The organism is Haloferula sp. BvORR071 (assembly GCF_000739615.1).
GTDB lineage: Bacteria > Verrucomicrobiota > Verrucomicrobiia > Verrucomicrobiales > Akkermansiaceae > Haloferula.
The window spans coordinates 14,768-34,861 of record NZ_BATP01000016.1; the positions used below are offsets into that span (position 1 = coordinate 14,768).

Below are 20,094 nucleotides of genomic sequence, written 5' to 3' on the forward strand. Positions count from 1 at the left end.
TCCGATTTCGCTTACTGCAAGCTCACCCGCACCCGCCCGAAGCGCTTGAGCGTCGGTGGCAAGGTGGCGTCATCGGTGATGAGATGCTCGCGGCGACCGTTGACCGCATTGCCCACGCTGGTGCTGGCATTACCATCCCATGCGGCACCGCCCTTCTGGTTGGAGATCACGGTCCAGTTGACCAAGTCATTCGAGACCTCGACCTCATAGAGGACGTCCGCGGGTATGAACTCCGGCAGGGTGAAGCGCAGACGCAGCAGGTTCTTGCCATTTACCGCCACCACTTCCGGGTTCACGCGCGAGAGGGCCATATCCGCGGCACCCTCAGTCGGATCGCTGCCAAAGGCATACTCGATGAGATTCGCGATGCCATCGCGATCGGGATCCGCATCTTCGCCAACGATCACCGGGTTGCCGAGTTCCTGCTCGCTGAAGTGATCGGAGAGCCACTGGCTGTAGCCTGCCACCGGCATCCAATTTACCGCATCCACCCAGGCCGCATCGGAGCCGCTGCTGCCGCTGCCATCCTTCACATAGCGCCAGCGCAGGACGTGTGCGCCGGGGTCGACCGCATAGGACTTCAGCACCCAGTCGACATTGCCGCTGATTCGTCCGGCCTTCAGCACGCCATCGATGTAGAACTCCAGGTAGTCTCCAACTTGCGAGGAGACCTTCCACCCGAAGCTGATCTCGCCGGGGCCATTTACGGTGGTCTCCATCCAACTCTGCTGGCCGTGGGTGATAGGTGCGCTCTGCGCCGCATCCACGCCATCCATGCTGGTGACCACCTGGCCCATCCAGATGCCATCGCCGCCGGTATTGAAGGCCAGGCTGCTGTCCAACGCGACCGGCAAGCTCACACCGAAATTCGCGGTGATGCTCCGGTTTGCCGTGATCGCGAATTGCAGCGGGTTCACCGTGCCAGTCGCGTTGCCAGTCCAGCCGGTGAAGACCAGCCCCGCATTCGGCGTGGCGGTCAGGGTGACATTGGTGCCGCGGTCATACTTCGGCAGCTCCGGTGACTTGCTCACGCTGCCGAAGTTGGCATTCACCGCCAGGAAGTACTTCGCGGAGTTGATGTCGTTCGGGATCGTGCCGTCAGTCTGTTCGACCAGATTCGTCACGCCGTCGCCGTCCGGATCGCCAGTGGCGGTTTGAGCGAGGCTGTTGTTGAAATACTGCCGCTCCCAGGCGTCGAGCAGGCCGTCACCGTCCTCATCCTCGGTGCCCGCGTTCTTGCCATCGATGGTCACCAGCACATTGGCCGGGGCCGCGCCGCTGTTCACAATCCGCAGGTAGTAGGTCTGCCCCGGTTGCCATGGCCAGCCACTCGGGCTGAGCGCCTGGTTCAGGCTGCTATTGGCGCCGCTGGTGAGCGCGTGCTGATTGCCGCTCAGGCCCGGCAGGGTCCCCTGCTCCACGCGGAGTTGCACCGTGGCGGTATGCGTGGCGGTCCACTTCAGGCGCGTGCCATCCGCCGGTGCCACGATCTTGTAGAGCAGGCTCGCACCCGCCGGCACGCTGGTATCGATCACCCCATTGTAGAAGCTCACCGGCGTGGCGAGCGGGGCAGCTCCCGTGGTGCTGCTGGCCAGGCTGAAGGTGGCATCGCTATTCGCGCGGAAGCCCGCGTAGTAGGTATGGCCGGGACGCAGCGGCGGTGTGTTGAAGGAATACACCGCCGGGGCATCGTGGCCCGCGCTGTCGTAGGGTCCCTGGTTCTTGAGGTCCGCGGACCAGGACTCGATCGAGCTGGTGCTAGTGCCGTTGTTCTGCCCGGAGGGCACGGTATCGCGCACCCACATCACCACATCGCCCACTTGCTGGGTGAAGCCGAGGTTCCAGGTCGCAGGGGCATCGCCCGGGACGGTGAAGCGGTAGTAGCGCCAGTCGCGGCCCACCAGGGTCTGATTCGCCACGCTGGCGCTGGCGATGTCCAGATCGGTGACCTGGCCGGTGGAAGCGATCAGGCGGTAGCGGGCATTGCTGCCGCTCGCGGCTTTCACGCCCAGCACCCAGCGGCCCGGGCGGAGCTGGCGCTCGGTGCGCCCGTCAAAGGGAACCCAGTTGCCATACTCGGAGCCGCTGTCCTCCATCTTGCGGTGCACCAGCGAGTCGCCGGTCGATCCCGTGGTGTTGTGGTCGGTGGTCGGCACGCCGTCCTCACGGATGTAGAGGTTCGGATTGCCGCTGATCGCCTTGAGTTCGGTGCGCAGCAGGCCGGCATTTCCCTGCGGCACCTCAATGGCGTAGAAGTGCCAGTCATCCTGGCCGATATCCACGCCACGGTCGCCCGGCAGCGGGTTGCCGGCGCTGTCATTGCCGCTGTCGCCGAATGTGAAGTTGTGGCCCCCGGGCATCTGCCACGCCGGGCGCTCCAGGGTCACCGGCTGGCTGCTCAGTGTGTATTGGGTCAGGCCGCTGGCCGTCACCTCGATGAACCAGGTCTCGTTGAAGGTGAGGAAGGGAGGCACGAGGAGTGCCGTATTTCCAGTGATGCTGATGCCCGATCCGGGATTTCCCCACTGTTTGTAGATCCGCAGGGTGGTATCGCCCTGCGCGTGGTTCAGCTTCAGCAGCCAGCCGAGCACCGGCTGGTTCGAGAGCGAGGCAGGGATCGCCACTTCGTAGAATTGCTTCTGCCCGTCGGCGAGCTGCTTGGTGTCGCTATTGGAGAAGCCATTGCCATTCTGGCTGGCGGCGAAATTCATCACCGTCCGCGGCTTGGCCACGATCACCAGATCCGCGGTGGCATCCGGATAGACGCTGGAGAGATCGTCCGCACGGAGCGTCAGGCTGTAGGTGCCCGCGGGTGGATTCGGCACGGTGATCAGGTTGTCCGCCAGCACCCGCGCGATTCCGCCGGTGGGCGTGGAAGACTGGCCTCCACTGGTGGCGAAGTCGCTTGAGGAGCCATCCGGATAGGGCAAGCGGCTGCCGGAAATCAGCGCCATGCGTGGATTGCCGGTACGGTTGTTGAGCTGAACTTCCAAGCTGACGATGCCATCCGGGACTGTGAACTGGTAGGCTTTCACCTGTGCCCCAGCGAGGCTCACCGCGCTCGTCAGTGGATTCAGGCTGGCGGTGCCAAGACTGGGGACCGCGATCGGGCCATTGCTTGCCAAGGTGCCATTGCAAGTGCCCGTGCCGATCACATCGCTGGTCGGCGGGTTCACCCCTTCGGCGACCACGGCGATGTAGTAGTCGCCGGCGATAATCTTGTCCTGGTTGTTCGGCGGCAGCAGCACATAGCGCTCGGCTCCGGCCTTCTGGACCTTGGTCTCGCGGCCGTTGTCGTCCTGCATGTCACCGGCCGTGCCCACGCTGAAGTCGGGGATGAAGCCGCGGCGCGCGGCCAGCATCGTCTCGCCGGAAGTCGGCGCGAAGGTGAACTCCCAGCTCGGGGTATTATCCGGCACCGTGACCTTGAAGTAATTCGCCTCGCGCGGCACCAGGTTGCTGATCGGCGCCGTGCTGCCGGCGGCGAAGCCCAGGGTGTCGACCGGGATTGTCTGGCCGTTGCCGATGAAGCGGCTCTCGATGGTATAGGAACAAGGCTGGCCGGTGGTGCCATTGATCGGATCGCTGCCGTCATTGTAGACGCCGATGTAGTAGGTCCCCGGCTCCAGCGGGCGGCCCATCGCCAGCACGAGGCGGTCATCCACGCCGCGACGATTCGAGACCGTCGTGTCATAGGTGCGGCCGGTCCAATCCTTGCCCGCGCCGATCTGGTAGCCTGTCGGCCAAGTGGTCGAGGCCGAGGGCGACCAGCCGCTGCCCCCGCCATTGTGCGTGCCCGAACTGGCGGGCAGCAGATCGCGCCGCACGGTCATGCTGGGATTGCCACCCGTGATGCTCTTCAAGCGCAGGTCCCAGCCCGCCGCACCAGCAGGGATGATCACTTGGAAATACTTCCACGCGGTCGAGGCCTGGTTGCTCACGCTGACGGTGCCGCCGCCCAAGGGCACGTTCTCCGGGGCGTGGGCGATGACTACGAGATTCGCCGTAGCATCCGGATAGCCGCTCACTTCATCCGCACGAACCGTAAGGGTGTAAACACCCGCCGGCGGATTCGCGACGTTCACTAGATCGTCGTCAGCCTGGCGAGCGAGTCCACCGCTGATGGTGCTCGTCTGGCCGCCGCCGGTGCCATAATCGAAGGCTGCGGAATCCGGCTGCGGCACGCGGGTGCCAGACATGAAGGCCATGATCGGATTCCCCGTGCGATTATCCAAGCGGACCTCGAGGCTCGCCGTGCCCGCAGGGACGGTGAAGCGATAAGCCTTCATCTGCGCACCCAGCAGGCTCACCGGCTCGCTGATGCCCGAGAGGCTCACGGCACCGAGGTCCTGCACCGCGGGCGAGCCGAGGTGATTGAAGGTGGTGCTGCTGGTGCCGCTGCCCACCACCGTGCTGGATGGAGGATTCACGCCCTCACCAATGACAGCGACGTAGTAGTCCCCCGCCGCGATGAAGTCCTGGTTGTTCAGCGGTAGCAGCGAGTAGCGCTCCGCTCCGGTGCGCTGCATCTCCATCTGCCGGTTGCTGTCGTCCTGCAGGTTGCCGCCCACGGCAGCATTGAAGTCCGGAATCGCCGAGCGGCGCACCGCGATCATCGATTCGCCGACGCTGTTATTCAGGGTGAAGTCCCAGCGCGGAGTATTCGCCGGGACCGTGATCTTGAAGTAGGCAGCCTCGCGCGGCAGCAGATCGGTGGCGGTGAAGCTCGCACCCGTGTTGAAGGGCACTTCGGCGATCGCAATCGCTTGGCCCGCGCCTATGCCACGGCTCTCAATGCTGTAGTTCGCCGCGGTATTCGCGCTGCCCGTGATCGGGTCGGTGCCTTGGTTATAGACCCCCACGAAGTAGGTACCGGGAACCAGCGGCCGGTTCATCGCGGCCACCAAGCGGTCGCCGGCAGCGCGGCGCGGGGAGGTGGTGCTATCATAAATCCGGCCGGTCCAATCGCTGCCGCCAGCCCATTGATAACCGCTCGGCCACACGTTGTCACCCGAAGGTCCCCAACCGCTGCTGGCTCCGTTAGTCGTGCCGAGGGTCGCCGGAAGCTGATCGCGGCGCACGACCATCTGCGGGTTGCCGCTGGTGATGTTCGCGAGGCGCAGGTCCCAGCCCATCACGCCATCCGGCACGGTCACCTGGAAGTAGCGCCAGGCGGTGGCGGCCTGACCGCTCACAGCCGAGGTGCCGGCATTGAAGGCCAGCGGCATCGGCGCATTCGCGACGATCGCCAGGTTCGCGCTGGCATTCGGCCAGTTGGGAGAAACTTCATCCGCACGGACGGTGACCGTATAGATGCCTGCGGGTGGGTTCGCGATGTTGATCAAGTCATCGTCGGTCGTCCGCCCAATGCTGCCGGCGGGCACCGAGGTCTGGCCGCCACCGACACCGTAGTCGTAGGCGCTGCTGTCCGGCTGCGGAATGCGGTTGCCGGAGATTAGGGTCATCTGCGGATTGCCCACGCGGTTGTCGAGGCGCACTTCGAGACTCGCCGTGCCGACGGGCACCGTGAACTGATAAGCCTTCACTTGTGCTCCTGCCAGGCTCACCGCCTGGGTGATGCCGGCGGCATTTGCGGCGCCGAGATCCTGCACTGCCACTGGGCCGAGATTGGTGAAGATCGCACTGCTGGTGCCGGTGCCGACCACATTGCTCGCCGGTGGATTCTGGCCCTCGCTGATGACTCCGAGGTAGTAGTCACCCGCGGCGATGGCGTTCTGGTTGTTGTCAGGCAGCAGCAGGTAGCGCTCGCCACCGCTGCGCTGGATCTTCGTCTCACGAGCCCCGGTATCCTGGATGCTGCCGCTGGTGGACGCGAACAGGTCAGGGATGAAGTCGCGGCGTGCGGCCAGCATCACCTCACCCGCGGAAGGAGCGAGGCTGAATTCCCAGCTCGGCGTGTTCGCGGGAATGGTGACCTTATAGTAAGCCGCTTCGCGCGGCGCGAGGCTGGAGATGTTAGCAGTGGCACCCGGAGTGAAGGCGAGGTTGTTCACCGGGATGATCCGGCCGGCACCGATGCCGCGGCTTTCCAGAGTCAAGCTCGCCGGCTGGTTGGTGGTGCCGTTGATCGGATCATTGCCGTCGTTGTAGATGCCGATGTAGTAGGCTCCCGCGACCAGCGGACGTCCCTGTGCCGCTATGATGCGGTCATTCATGTCGCGGCGCGGCGCGGCGGGCTGGTCGAAGTTGCGACCGCTCCAGTCAACGCTGCCGGCCCACTGGTAGCCACTCGGCCAAGCGGTGTCGCCGGTTGGTCCCCAGCCGCTGCCCGCCCCATTGCTGGTGCTGGTGCCATTGGGCAACTGGTCGCGGCGCACAACCAGGGCACAGTTGCCACCCGTCACGTTTGCCAAGCGCAAGTCCCAGGCCTGCAGGTCGGCGGGAATATCGACGCGGTAGTAGCGCCACTTCAGTGGATCCACGGTGACTGCCGTACTTGCCTCGGGCGCGACGGCGGGCGGATTGATCGGGCTGACGTTCAGGCTGAAGGCACCCAGCGGCTGCTGCGGGGTGAAGACACCGACATACCAGACGTCTGCCTGATGGTTCACACGCTGGATGAAGCCGGTAGTGCTGGCATCATCCATGTAGGTGTTGTTGGTATCCGTGACGCTGGTGCCGCCGTCCGTGCGCTTTTGCCAGCGCCCGGGGACCTTGTTACGGCGCACGGCGAGCTGGGTGCCGGGCACTTGGTTGGCGAGCTGGAGTTCCCAGCCGAGCGCGCCCACTTGGGAAGGCACATCGGTCAGCGCGTAGAAGCGCCAGCCGGAGCGAGTGTGCTGGTCATTGACCTTGTTGTCGGTGAAGGACAGCGGGGTGATCACCGGATCGCCATTCTTCAAGCTGAAGGTGTAGGGCGCCGTGCCCCACACGGTGATGTACCAGGTGCCGTCGGTCAGGTAGTTCGGCACCAGGGTGATGCCCTCGGTGGCACTGCCGGGAGCGTTGGAGAAGGCTTCGTTGTCAAACTCCGCGGGCACGCTGCCCTTACGCACCGCGATGTCGGGATTGCCGGCCACCGCGGTCGCGTTGATGTCCCAGGCGATCTGGTCCACCGGCACCTGCACGCGATAGACGCGGTAGGGAGCACCGCTCACGGCCACATTGTTGACCGTGCCATTGTAGGCCAAGTTGCTGACCTCTTGGATCCGCGAGTCGAGGCCGATGGTTTCTCCCATCGGCGCGGCCACGCTGGCGAACCAAGAGCTGGTCCCGGCACCGAGAACCGGCGGCACCAGTAGCATCTGCCCGGCTTGTTTGCGGGTGTAGTTCGAGCTCGAGTTCGTGAAAGGCAGCTTGTTCGAGCGCAGAGCGATCTCACGGATGCTGCCGCCGAGCCACAGGCTCCAGGCCGGCGTGCCGAGGGGAATGGAGGACTTGTAGAAGCGGATGCCTTCCGGCGGCATCGGCGTGGCGGGCGCATTCTGCGGCGTCACTGCCTCACCGAGGTCATACTGGCCGTTCGAATTCGCATCTGTGAAGGGGAGCGTGCCGAGTTCATGCACGTAGGGCTTGCCGCTGACGATGCTCCACTGCGCGCCTTCGCTGGCGAAGACCATCAGATTCCACTCTTCGTTCGCTGCGAATTGATCATCGCGCAGCACCAGACCATCCGAGCCCACTTGGGCGGAACTGAAGGTGCTGCTCGTAGTGGTAGGCAAAGCGGTCTTCGAGAAGTAGAGCGCCGCCTCGCCGGAGCTGACCGTCAGGCGCGTGCGCCAGCCGCCGATGTCCGAGCTCTGGCTGGTCACCTTGAAGAAGTGGCGGCCCGCGCGGGTGTTCGTATTCGAGACAATATTTGTCCCGGCCTCTGCCATGCCCGGATCCCACACCAGGATCGTGACAAGGGGCTGCCAGTCATCCAGCACCACCGCGGTAGCGGTGTAGTTCACGCGGAAGGAGCCGCGGTCATTCGGCAGCGTGTAGCGCGAACCATTCGGCAGACCGCTGAAGGTACCGCTGAGGCTGCCGCCCTGAAGGATGGTGAAGCTGTTGCTGGTGGCGATCGTGTCGTGGAAGTTGTTCACCAGATCCACGTTCAGCGTGCCCGTGACCGTCACCGCGCCGGTGGCGGTGATCTTGTCGTAGCTACTGCCCGCCGAGGTGCCGCCAATTTCGATATTCGTCGTAGATCCCGCTTGGAGCGTGAAGGCGCCGTTCACTTGCAGCGAACCAGTGTTGATTCCCGCCGCGGGCGAGACGCTCCCCGCCACGCTCAGGACGCCGGACACATTGCCAGTCATCCGCAGGCTCGCCCCGGGAGAAACCGTGAATGCCGAGGTGGTGAGTGTTTGCGAAGTGGTGGAGCGCAGCAATCCGCTCTGCAGATTGATCGTGGCGGTCCCGGCATTGATGCTCGCACCGAGAACAAACTCATTGGCGGGACTGAGCAACACTGCGCCATTGTTGGTGGTGATCCCCTGCGTGTTACTGATGTTGCGCCCGGCGTTTAATGTGAGCGGCAAGGGCCCACCGGAAGCACTGATGACGCCACCGATGCTGAGATCGTTAACCGCATTCAGCACCAAGCTGCTGGAAGCTCCCGCAGTCTTCGTGATGTTGGCGTTCACCGTGAGGTCACCCAGCGGACCGAAACCGCTGCTAGTATTGAGGATCACGCCATTGCCGAGGTTCAGCTCGGTCTGGATGGTGTTCACCATCACGTTGGCGCTCGCATTTGTAGGCGAGAAGATCTTCGGATTCGTGCCGCTGAACGCACCCCCGCTCGAAGCGGCGGTCGAAACGGTTAGATCGCTCGCCGCATGCAGGCATAGCGGCAAGGCGAACAAGGAGGAGACTAGGCGTTTCATAAATCAGGAGGAGACGGGACGGGCCGCGGCCCGACTTGTTAGGTGAACCGGCGTCTTTGGGTTCCGCCGGGTTCTGCTTTCACCTCGCATGTCGGACAGGGTGCGGATTTCTTGGCGAAATAGTTCCCAAGATCCTCCAAAGGCCACCAATCTGTGCCTGATACCACCCAAAGTGGTAACGCCACTGCTCGCTTTTGCGGATCTAACCGATGGACCAACTCTGTACTTGTTAGAGTGACCCGCCGCATCGATCGGAGAAGCGCCTACTACTTTAGGTGAAGCCCAGCGAAACCCGCTTGACCGCTCTTCGCATCCGGCTCTCGCCGTCCCCCTTTGATCCACCGGACCGTCTTGCCAACCCAGGTTACAATGAAAAGCCCCGGCCGGCATTCACTGCCGGTCCGGGGCTTTTTATTCGTTCTCCTTGGACGGGCTACTTCTTCTCCGCGGAGCCCAGGAAGTTGTAAACAATAGCACCAAGGGCACCGCCAACGATCGGGGCGACCCAGAAGAGCCAGAGTTGCTGGAGCGTCCAGCCGCCGGCGAAAACAGCCACTGCGGTGCTGCGGGCGGGATTCACCGAGGTATTCGTGACCGGAATGCTGATCAGGTGGATCAGCGTCAGGCCCAAGCCGATGGCAATGGGAGCGAAGCCCTGGGGTGCGCGCTTGTCGGTAGCGCCGAGGATGATCAGCAGGAACATCATGGTCATCACCACCTCGGTGACGAAGCAGGACATCATCGAATATTTGTCCGGAGAATGGGCATCGTAGCCATTCGAGGCGAAGCCTGCGGTGACATCGAAGCCTGCCTTACCGGAGGCGATCAGGTAAAGGATCCCGGCACCGGCGATACCGCCGACAACTTGAGCGCCAATGTAGGGCCCGAGCTTCGACGCCGGAAAGCGCCCGCCCAAGCAGAGGCCAACCGAGACAGCGGGATTCAGGTGGCAGCCGGAGATGTGGCCGATGGCGTAGGCCATGGTCAGCACCGTTAGACCGAAGGCCAGCGACACGCCCACAAACCCGATCCCGTGATCAGGATAAGCGCAGGCAAGTATCGCGCTTCCACAACCGCCCAAGACCAGCCATAGGGTCCCAAAAAACTCCGCAGCATATGCTTTCATGATGTCTTCTTGTGTTGATTTTGTGAGGGAGGGCAGCAACGGCGGCGGAGACATTCCGACCCGGGGAATCCCCCGGCCTTGCAAGTCTCGCCACCATTGGGGGCAATAACATCCCAAAAAAATGCGGACAAGGAGAATCGGGGAGGACTCCCGTTAGGAAATCGTCACGGCAGAGAGGCGTCTGATAGAGGCTTGTCTTCCGGCCAAGCCGGGCCCGGGGGATTGCAAATTGCTTCACGACGGTAAGGCAGCCTGCCTGAAAGCGGCAGGCCCCACGCAACCCATTCCCGATGCGCGCCGTCAGGCGCCTTTCTCCTCGAGCGCGTGGATACTGACGGCGTGCTCTTGGCAGAGCTTGAAGATCTGATCACGCTCTAACAGCAGGGTCTTGCGGGCCTCAACGGCGATGGCCTTCACACCGGCGTCAACACAGGCCTGAATGGTGTGAGGGCCGATGACAGGGACGTCAAAACGGAAGTCCTGATCGGGCTTGGAGACCTTGACGAGCATGACGTCCTTGCCCTTGCCGAGCTCGCCCCCGCGCTTGATGCAGGAGTTCGTACCTTCGAAGGCTTCGACGGCGAGGACGGTGCCGTGGCGGACGACAACGGTCTGGCCAATGTCGAGGCGACTGGTCTCCTTGGCGATGCGGAAGCCGAATTCGGCGTCCTCGATCTGGCGCTTCTTCATCGGCGGACCGCAGACGGTGCCGGGATTGGGCAACAGATCTTCGAGGAAAGTCGTGGCGGGTAGCAGGCGGATGTCGTCCTTGCCCAGTTCATCGGCGATGCCGCCGAAAAGCGACTCGGCGTTGCGCTCCTTGAGACGGGCAAGGAGCATGAGGGTGCGGAGATCGGGACGGAGATCGAAGAGATTCTTCGGCGCGATCTGGCCGACCATGATCGCCTCCGAGGCCTTCTGGGCCTTGAAGAATTTGATCATCTTGCCGAGCTGGCCGACGCGGAACCAGGCAGAGGCATCGACGAGCTCGAGGAAATCCGGCGAGGTCTCGCCCTCGAAGGCGGCGGCGACGAGTTTCACATCGGGACACTTCGAGCGTGCAGCACGGGCAAAGGTCTCCGGGTAAACGCCGTTGCCCGCGATGATTCCGATGGTCCGTTGTTCCGCCATGCCTTGCCTCTCAATCGATTCCGGAGGGCCGGAGCCGGATTCTTCTGCCGCCCTGCCTCGCCGTTGGGGAATCCTTGCGGGCACCGTGGGACCCGGCTAGCGCAAAAACGGCTATAACATGGGAAATCCTGTGCCCTCGACGAGAGATACCGTCGATCCGCCATCAAAGGTTTCTCTCTCCTTGTCCTTCTCCTGCTCAAATCCTGACTTTCAAGCCGGGCCAGCCAATCTGATTGGTTTGGAACAGAGGGAAGGCAAGAGAAAGACGGGAGGGAGGAAAGTCAGGTTGAGCCTATTGGTGCGCCGCCATTCATTCACTTGGCAGCACGGACGACGAAGTCCGCGTAAACCTTTTGATTGCCGTCGAGGATGCGGACGCGGAATTCGTCGGGAAGTTCGTCCACGTCCAGGGACTGGCCATTGGTATACTCCCCTTCCCCCAGCTGTTTGGGTGAGCGGTATTCGAGGCCGGTGCGGAACTTCACCTTACCCTCCCCATCGCTGACGATCACCATGAAGTGCTCGGTGGCGGCGCTCTCGTAGTCCGGCCGGATCCAGGTGACCAAGAGGCGGCCCTGCGGAGCGGGTCCGGCGAGTTTCTTTTTGATTTCAGCCTCGCTATAGAGTTCCAGACGCCAGCGCTCGGCCTGGGCCACTTGGAATTGGGCGCGGGACAGCATCTTGACAGTGATCCCCTGCGCGGACTCCGGACTGACCACGTAGGCGTCCGGTAGCTTGGGCTTCGGTGGCGGGGCGGTTTCCCGTTCCTTGGAGGCTTTCAGCATCGCGTCGAGTTCGGCGCGGCGCTTCTCTTTGAGGTAGGCGTCGGCCTTCTCGGGATCGTAGCCGTGCAGCCTGCGGACCTCCTCGGGAAGCTTGGTGAAGGGCACCTTGGCAGTGCCTTCCTCATGGGAAATGGACAGACCGTCGGGCTCGACCTTGGTGACGGTGACCGCCTTGTAGGTCTTGCCATCGGTAGTGGTGAGGTCTTCGGCACGGGCGGCCGCCAAGCCGAGGAGAACGAGGGTGCCGCAGATCGCCCTGCGGAAGAGTCGGCCCGAACGGGTCGGGAATGCCGGAAATGGCTGTGCATCCATGCGGGATGAGAGTTATTCCAAGAGAGATCTATTCACCCGAAAATTGCGCGGTGGCGCGAAGGTGAAAGTACCGGCAGTGGGACTCGAACCCACACTCGTTAGAACTCGATTTTGAGTCGAGCGCGTCTACCAATTCCGCCATGCCGGCTTGGAATGTGGCGGCGATCTAAGGGGGTCACCGGGCCGGAGGCAAGGGGGAAAACGCGCCCCCGCCGATAGAAAGTTCCAGGCACCGCGCCACGCGGGTGACTCGGCGGCGAAAATCCATTTGCGGTGCTACTCGCCGTCATGCGCCTCGCCCCCATGCGTCTCGCTGTCACGCTCCACCGGACGCTGATACTGCACCTTGCGGGCAAATTCCGCACGCTCGGCGAATACCTTCCTGATCTCCGGATTATTGATGCGCGCCCCGAGCTTGAGGGCCTCATCCGGATGGCTCCAGAGCAGGCGGTCCGCGACCGTGAAGCCAGCGGCATCAAAATAGGGTCCGGGCGGAAAGCGGTTGGCCCACGCCAGTTCCTCTTCCACGCTGGAATTCGTCGATTCACTACGGATCCGCTGGAAAAGTGAGAACTCGCAACGATCCCGGTGGGCCATCACGTAGTCCGCGGCGGCCTCCGGGTCGCGCTCGCCCCAGACGCGGAATAGCTCGCTTCGCGCCCAGTCCTGCGGCTGAAATTTCATGACATCGGTCTCGCCGCTCGGTGGCGGGAACATGGCCTCCAGCTTCGCGAAGTCGGTGTCCTCCGGAAGCCTCGTATCGCGCATGAAGAGGCGCTTGAGGTGATCGCCTTTGTCGAGGGAAGGCAAATCCGCCTTCAAGATCTCCAGCACCATGGCCACAGCCGCCTCGGGGTCCGACTCCGATACCACCACGGACCAACCGAGCATGGCTTCCTGGGCACAGGCGGGATTGCTGATCGCGGCGTGGAATGCCTCGAAGTCCCCTGGCTCGGCCGGGGCGCATTTGCCGGCACGGTAGCACCACTCCTCCAGCCGGGAGTCCTGCTTGCCCGCCGCGGCCAACTTGGTCAGCTCCGCCAGGGCCATGCGGGCTTGGTGGCCCTGCGGTGATTTGAAGAGGGTATCCAACTCCGATTCGATCTTCGCCAAGCCATAGCGGGCCTTGTCCTCGATGACGGCGGCGAGGTCGTAGAGATCACGACTGCAGGACAGGGCCGCCACGGTTTCCTTGGCGAGCGCGTCCTGCTCGTCGATGCGGCCGTTATCTTCGCCGATCTCGAGCCAGCGGCGTTTGAAGGAAGCGAGCAAGGGGTTTTGCGACTGGCCCGTGGAATTGGAGTTGCCCTTCGCGGTCACTCCCGCGGATGGCCGGGACCTCGCCGTGATTGCTGTGGCCGGAACCGCGGAGCCTGCCGAGGCCGATGCGGGAGATGGATCACGCAGTGCGAGAGAGAGACAGCTTCCCGCTAGGATAATGATGGCCGCGGCCAAGGCGGATTTCTGGGCAATGGTCATGGCTAGAGTGGTGGTGGCGCTTGTCGCAGTGGCGGAGCCGGCCATCACGGCAAGCGAGCGCTCTGTGACGACTGCGGCCAAACCCAATGGTGCGGGCGGTGCGGCGTGGGCGGCGATGACTCCGGCCAAGCCGGCCGCACCGGCGGCGACCCCGCGCTTGGCGAAGAGCAGGCGCATGCGCTCCACGGCGCGGTTCACGCGTTTCTGCGCGGCCTCGCTGCTGATGCCGAGCACGGCGGCCATTTCGTGCGCAGGCTTCCTTTCAAAGTAGCGCAGCAGGATGGCCTCGCGATCGGAGGGCGCGAGTTCGCCGATGACGGCATCCAGTTGGGGTGAAACTACTTCCCATCCCGGGCCGGATTCGGCGCTGGTATTCATGGCGGCGGCAGCTTGTTCGCGGGCTTGGCGGCGACGCTCCCCACGCACTGCCTGCGCCGCAATGTGGCGCGCGGTGGAATGCAGCCAAGCGGCGAGAGATTGTTGTTTGGCCAGACTCCCCGCGCTGCGGGCCAAGGCGAGAAAGACGCCCTGGGTCACATCCTTGGCCAAATGCGAATCCTGGACCGTGCGCTGCGCGACCGCGTGCACCAGATCGATGTGCCGGCGCACCAATTCCTCAAAGGCGGCATCCGAGCGGCGCTCGATGTATTCGCGGAGGAGCTGGGTGTCGGGAAGCGTCTTCACTCACACTAGAGTAGCCACTGGCGCGAAAAGCGGACAAGAGAAGTCGAGTGAGGTGATTTCCCCGGTAGTGGCGGCGCTTCTGGAAATAGCGTCCTCGAGAAATAACGCCCGGAGAGTGACTCGCCATCCGCGGAGTGTGGGGATGCACGGGATCACATCAGCTCGTCCGGGTATTTTTTCGCTGGTCGGACGGCGGGAGTGAGCCTCAAGGTGTGAACGGGCTTCACGCTAGCCCTTTTTCATTCAGCACTCTCCACCCCACCCGCGCCCCCATGAAGCACCATCTTTGCTTCGGGCGTAGCTGCGAAACAGGCGTCCATCGAAATTGGTGCCGGGTCTGCGGGAGCCTGATTCTTCCAATGATCTTCTTGGAGGGCCTTTCAGCCGCCCCTCGGGTAAGTCCGGATGCATCCAAAGGGACGCCGGAAGTGGGCCACGAGGTGAGTTCGGCTGACGAGTTCCGATATGGAGAACTCACCCGGAGAATCTTCAGTCTATCGCAACCTCGCCCCCGCGCTAATCCCAGCGGCAATCTCGAGGCACTCTTGAAGGCCCGCGAGGCGATGATCGCCCTGCCCGGACATGCGGCGTATCTGAAGAATGAGATCGAGCGGGCCCTACGGAACGAGATCGACGGCAAACAGCCTGACTTCATGCACGAGCGACGCGTCACCTTCGCGGTCCTGGGCGAACTGCGTTCTCCCGACTGTGTCGCATTGCTGGGGAAGTATCTCGAAGATCAGCGCGATCCATGGAAGGATGTCCCGCGAGGAGAGTGGCCTCGTTCGGCCCCCAACCGAACCTACGCGCAGGAAGCCTTGGAGAAGATGGAGATCGAGGGAATCTACCCGCCGAGGACCGGGCTCCCTTGGGAGCAATCAGCGCGCGCCGATCTGTGGAAAATCTGGATGGCACAAGTGAGATCCGGCGTCCGGACCTACCGGTTCAAGGGTGGTCATGAGGACTATGGCATCGACGGTCCAGTTGACGCGGAACGGATTCCGCCACTGGAGATAAGCCAGCCATTTTTGCCAGCACCCCATCCGGACGAGGTCGCGTGGATCGAGAAGCGGCAGTTGGAGAAGGCAGTTGAAGACTGGCGGGAGTTTGTGAAGGACACGGCGCGGAATCCGACCCGGCAAGCGGTCATGAAACTCGCGCGAGGTTTCTACGACAAGAGGCTGGAAAAAGAGCTGCTGGAAGAACTCTGGGCTGAATCCAGCGACGCATTTCGCGCCATCCCAAATCACGCTGACTTCGTCGAAGCCGAGATCCGGAGCGTATTTGAAGCCGAGATGATCGCAGCAGCCGAGTTCCACACCTTGGGAACCATCGGTGGGCGCGAGCTAAACCCATCAGGAATGTATAGCATGCGCAGCCGCCTCAATGATGTGCTGGCTTCACAGCACACTCCGGACTGCGTCAGGATGGTTTGTAAGTTCCTGGATGATGACCGCAATCCTTGGGGCTATAAGGAGAAGACTCGCGATACGAATATTGAACTGTTGCCACCATTCTCGATGTGGGCAGGAAACGCACTCGCCTGCATGCTTGTGGAGCCCTTGCCCCCGACAACGGAGCGAGTGAAGGGAGATCAAAAGCTTTGGTTGCGGAACTGGAGGAAGTGGCGCGATCAGCTCAAAAGCGGCGTGCGGACCTATCATTTCAAAGGGGAGACGCAGCGGTATGATCTGAATGGGCCGGTGTCGCCTTTTGTTGCTGTGCTTCCTCCATCAGTGCCGGATTCATGGAAGCCCACGGGATGGTGGATTGCTTTGGCCGGGGTGGAGCTTGGGGCAGTGCTGGCGTTGGTGGGCCTGAAGAGGCGGAAGCGGATTTTGGGAGAAGAGAGTCCTCGCGTCTGAAAGAAGCGTCTCCGAGACATGACGCACGGAGAGCGACATTCCATGAGCTTGGGACGAAGCTCCACAAGTGCGGGGATTCACCCAGCCGGAATGGCTGCACCATTCCGGCACGATGGGAGTGCCTCGCCCCGGTGAGCCCGGATTCTCCCCCCAGATCACCCAAGCTCTGGCCCGGGACGAAGCAGATGAACTATCGCAAGTCCTCCGGGCGGGGCAATACCGATCCATGGCGATGGCGAGTTTCGGAGATTGCTTGTTCGCGGAGGAAGGCTGGAAGTTCGATCTTTCCAGACCATACAGGAGCGTGGCTGACCATGCGGACTCCGGCGTCAATCGCCGCTGCTGCAAGCTCTGGATCGCAGCCAATGGTGCGAAGCACGCCGTAGCTGGAGGTGGCGAGGCGACGATTCAGAGTATCGGCGCTTTCGTGCCAGAGCGGGATACAGGGTAAGGAAAATTCGCGACCGGGAGTCAGTGAGAGCTCGGGCTTCACACCAGCAGCGGTGGCAGCAAGGAGCAACCGGGCGATGTCGCTTTCCTGCACGGACTCGGTCGCGCGGATCAGGCAGCGGTCGAAGGGGCGATAGCGGAAGAGGTTCGTCTCGCAATCGAGCGCGGAAGGATCGTGGCCGATGCCGAACTCGTGGGCCATCCACCAGGCATCGCTGCCCGCGGCGGCGGAGAGTGTGTCCGCGGAGTCCGGTGCGAGGGCGAGGAGTGACTTGAGAAGGGCTGCGACTTCCGGCGAGAGAGGCGCGCTGAGTTGCGGTGGAGCGGCATTTCGCCAGATGGCGAATTGGGCAACGTAGTTCGGACCGCCGGCCTTCGCCCCGGGGCCGAAGCAAGAGCGCTTCCAGCCGCCGAAGGGCTGGCGCTGGACGATGGCACCCGTGATGGGACGATTGATGTAGGCATTGCCGACTTCGACGCGTTCGCGCCATTCATCGACCTCGGCGGGATCGAGCGAATGGATGCCGCCGGTGAGGCCGAAGTCGGAATCGTTCTGGATCCGGATCGCGTGATCGAGGTTCTCCGCGCGGACGAGACCGAGGACGGGGCCAAAGCACTCGGTGCGGCGGAACCAACTCTCCGGGGTGATGCCGAGCTTGATGCCGGGCGACCAGAGGCAGGGATTGCCATTGAGCATGGCGGGTTCGAGCAGCCATTCCTCGCCGGAATCGAGGGTGGTCTGGGCGCGGGCGAGGGCTTCGCCGGGCTCGCTGATGACGGGAGTAGCGATCGAGTCGAATTCCCAGGAGGAACCGGCCTTGAGCGAAGCGGCGGCATCGCGGAGGCGGCGGCGGAAGCCGGGGTCATCGTAGAGTTCGGCTTCAACGATGGCGAGGGAAGCGGCGGAACACTTCTGGCCGGAGTGGCCGAAGGCGCTCTTCACTAGATCCTTCACCGCGAGGTCGGGATCGGCGGCGGCGGTGATGACGAGGGCGTTCTTGCCGGAGGTCTCCGCGAAGAGCTTCAGTTCCGGCTTCCAAGAGAGGAACATGCGCGCAGTCTCATAAGCACCGGTGAGGATGACCGCGCCGATACGGGAATCGGTGACCAGCGAGCGGCCGATTTCATTGTCCGGGCAGGGCAGGAATTGCAGGACTTCGCGCGGCACGCCACCATCCCAGAGGGCATTCACCATGACCCATGCGGTGAGCACGGTTTCCGGTGCGGGCTTGAGGATCACGGTGTTCCCCGCGACGAGGGCGGCGAGAATGCCGCCGCAAGGGATGGCGTAGGGGAAATTCCAGGGAGGGGTAACCAGCACGGTGCCGAGCGGCTCATAACTGAGGCCATCCTCCGCATTCGGCGCGGTCATACTGCGCGCATAGTAATCGGCGAAGTCGATGGCCTCGCTGAGCTCGGCATCGGCTTCCATCACCGACTTGCCGGCGTCCATGACCATGGTGGCGATGGCTTCACCGCGCTGGGCGGCGATGGCGGCGGCGACCTCGCAGAGGATCCGGGCGCGACCCTGGACCCCGAGGGATTGCCAAGGGGCGCGAGCCTTCACGGCGATTTCCAGGGCGCGCTCGATCTCGGCAGGCCCCGCCAAGGCGTGGCGATAGGCCGAGATGCCGGGGCGCGAGGGATCGGCGGCATCGACTTCGGAGCAGCCATTGCTGAACTCGCCGCCGATCTGCAGCGGCACGAAGGTCGAGGTGGCCATGCGGCGCGTCTTCACGTGATCCCGGACCCAGGAGACGTTTTGCGGCAGCGACCAATCGGTATCGGCTTCGTTGTGGAAAGCTTGATCGAGGGAATGCGCGGAGCGCTTTTCCTGACTGCGGTCTTGGATGCGCTTCGGACCAGCGGGTGTGCTGTCGATGGCCGCGCAGGCATTCAGGAAGCGCTCCTTCTGACGGCCCCAGGCATCATCACCGGGACGCATGCCGAAGAGATCGTGAAGGAAGTTCTCGGGCGAGGTATTCTCATCGAGACGACGGACGAGGTAGGCGATGGCGCTGTGGAAGTCCTCGCGCTTCACCACCGGGGCATAGAGCAGCAGGCCCTGGGCAGCATCGCGGACCGTGCGGGCCTGGTGGTTGGCCATCCCTTCGAGCATCTCGAACTCGACGCTGTCTTCCACACCTTCGCGGGCGCGGAGCAAGAGGCCGTAGGCGATGTCGAAGAGATTGTGGCTGGCGACGCCGAGGCGCACGGCCTTTGCGTTCTCCGGCTTGCAGCCTTCATGGAGCATACGCTTGAAGTTAGCATCCACCGCGACCTTCGAATCGTAGGGGGCGAGCGGCCAATCGTGGATCTCGGCGTCCACCTTCTCCATCGCGAGGTTCGCGCCCTTGACGATCCGGATCTTGATGCCGGCCTTGCCCGCATCCACCCGCTTGAGCGCCCAGGCATTCAGCTCCTTTTGCACCGGCCAAGCGTCGGGAAGGTAGGCCTGGAGGACGATGCCCGCTTCAAGACCATGGAACTCCGGCTCATCTAGTACTTCGCGGAAGGCTGCGCAGGTCAGGCGCAAGTCGCGGTATTCCTCCATGTCGAGGTTCACGAACTTGTAACCGCCGTCTGCGCGCCGATGCTGCATGGCGGCGCGGTAGAGCAGGCGCAAGCGGGCCTTGATCTCAGTGAGGGTTTCCTCCAGTGCCACGAGGTGGATCTGGCTGAAGATCGCCGAGATTTTCACCGAGATGTAGTCGGTATCGGGATCGGCGAGTCGGGCGAGATTCGACTCCAGGCGGTGGTTCGCTTCCTCCTCACCGAGCACGGCCTCGCCGAGTTGGTTGAGGTTCATGCGCATGCCGGCGCGGCGGCGGCGCTGAAGGTGGCGACGGAGCTTGTTCTCCTCCGCGGGCAGGATCACCGAAGAGCTCTCCTGGCGCATCTTCTCAGCCACCAGTGGCATCACGACTTCCGGTGCCGCGGCGGAGGCCATCTCGCCAGCGCGCATGGCCACACGGGCGGGGAGCGGCAGATACTCCGGCACACCATAGTCATCGATGAGGTCGCGGAAGCGCTTTGCCTCGCGCGATGGCGTGGGTGGGCGGAAAACTTGGTCGGCCATCGCGAAAGTGAAGGCCTTGCCCGCGGCGTCGTGCATCATCGCGGCCATTTGCTTGGCTTGCATGCGCTCGCCCCACTTCAGCCCGCGGGTTGCTTCCTCCAGCAACTCAGCCGCCAGATCGATCGCCAGTTCCGGCAGCTCAGCGTCGGAAGGTCGAAATTGGCGGCACTGATCGATGAGGTCCCGGACGCGAGTCATACTAGTCACTTTAACCCACGCGTCTTGACCGGAACTGCCATGAGTGCCGAGACAGGGGGCCAATTTGGGATGAAGTGCCGAGTGATCGGTGCGCGGTGATCAGTGGAAGAATTTGAGACTTGAGCGGGGGTAATTGCGCGATTTTCAAACGCGA

General features: G+C 63.2%; 7 protein-coding genes and 1 tRNA gene. 1 reads left to right on the forward strand and 7 read right to left on the reverse strand.

Translation table 11 applies throughout. From position 1 onward, the window contains the following. Window positions 1-11 precede the first annotated feature (11 nt). The 6 genes from BV071_RS07580 to BV071_RS32640 form a co-directional block, all read right to left on the reverse strand. Window positions 12-8,831, reverse strand: a complete 8,820-nt coding sequence (locus BV071_RS07580; protein ID WP_265594189.1) for a pre-peptidase C-terminal domain-containing protein — start codon at window positions 8,829-8,831, stop codon at window positions 12-14. Window positions 8,832-9,264: 433 nt separating this feature from the next. After that, window positions 9,265-10,011 (reverse strand): aquaporin Z, encoded by a 747-nt coding sequence (gene aqpZ / locus BV071_RS07585; protein WP_265594190.1) that lies wholly within the window; start codon window positions 10,009-10,011, stop codon window positions 9,265-9,267. A gap of 246 nt (window positions 10,012-10,257) precedes the next feature. After that, window positions 10,258-11,088, reverse strand: coding sequence for a UDP-2,3-diacylglucosamine diphosphatase LpxI (gene lpxI / locus BV071_RS07590; protein WP_035604463.1), 831 nt, complete (start codon window positions 11,086-11,088; stop codon window positions 10,258-10,260). 314 nt (window positions 11,089-11,402) lie between these two features. Then, a complete protein-coding gene (locus BV071_RS07595; protein ID WP_035604465.1) occupies window positions 11,403-12,185 on the reverse strand; it encodes a hypothetical protein in 783 nt (260 codons plus the stop codon). Window positions 12,186-12,253: 68 nt separating this feature from the next. Continuing rightward, window positions 12,254-12,333 (reverse strand) — tRNA-Leu (locus BV071_RS07600). 128 nt (window positions 12,334-12,461) lie between these two features. Continuing rightward, a complete protein-coding gene (locus BV071_RS32640; RefSeq protein WP_052573024.1) occupies window positions 12,462-14,348 on the reverse strand; it encodes a sigma-70 family RNA polymerase sigma factor in 1,887 nt (628 codons plus the stop codon). 545 nt (window positions 14,349-14,893) lie between these two features. On the opposite strand from BV071_RS32640, the gene BV071_RS07610 reads away from it, so the two are divergent. Then, window positions 14,894-16,213 carry a hypothetical protein gene (locus BV071_RS07610; protein WP_265594191.1) on the forward strand — a complete coding sequence of 440 codons (1,320 nt, stop codon included), beginning with the start codon at window positions 14,894-14,896 and terminating at the stop codon, window positions 16,211-16,213. 190 nt (window positions 16,214-16,403) lie between these two features. Here the strand turns inward: BV071_RS07610 and BV071_RS07615 are convergent, their stop codons facing one another. Further along, a complete protein-coding gene (locus tag BV071_RS07615; RefSeq protein ID WP_035604472.1) occupies window positions 16,404-19,940 on the reverse strand; it encodes a bifunctional proline dehydrogenase/L-glutamate gamma-semialdehyde dehydrogenase in 3,537 nt (1,178 codons plus the stop codon). Window positions 19,941-20,094 lie beyond the last annotated feature (154 nt).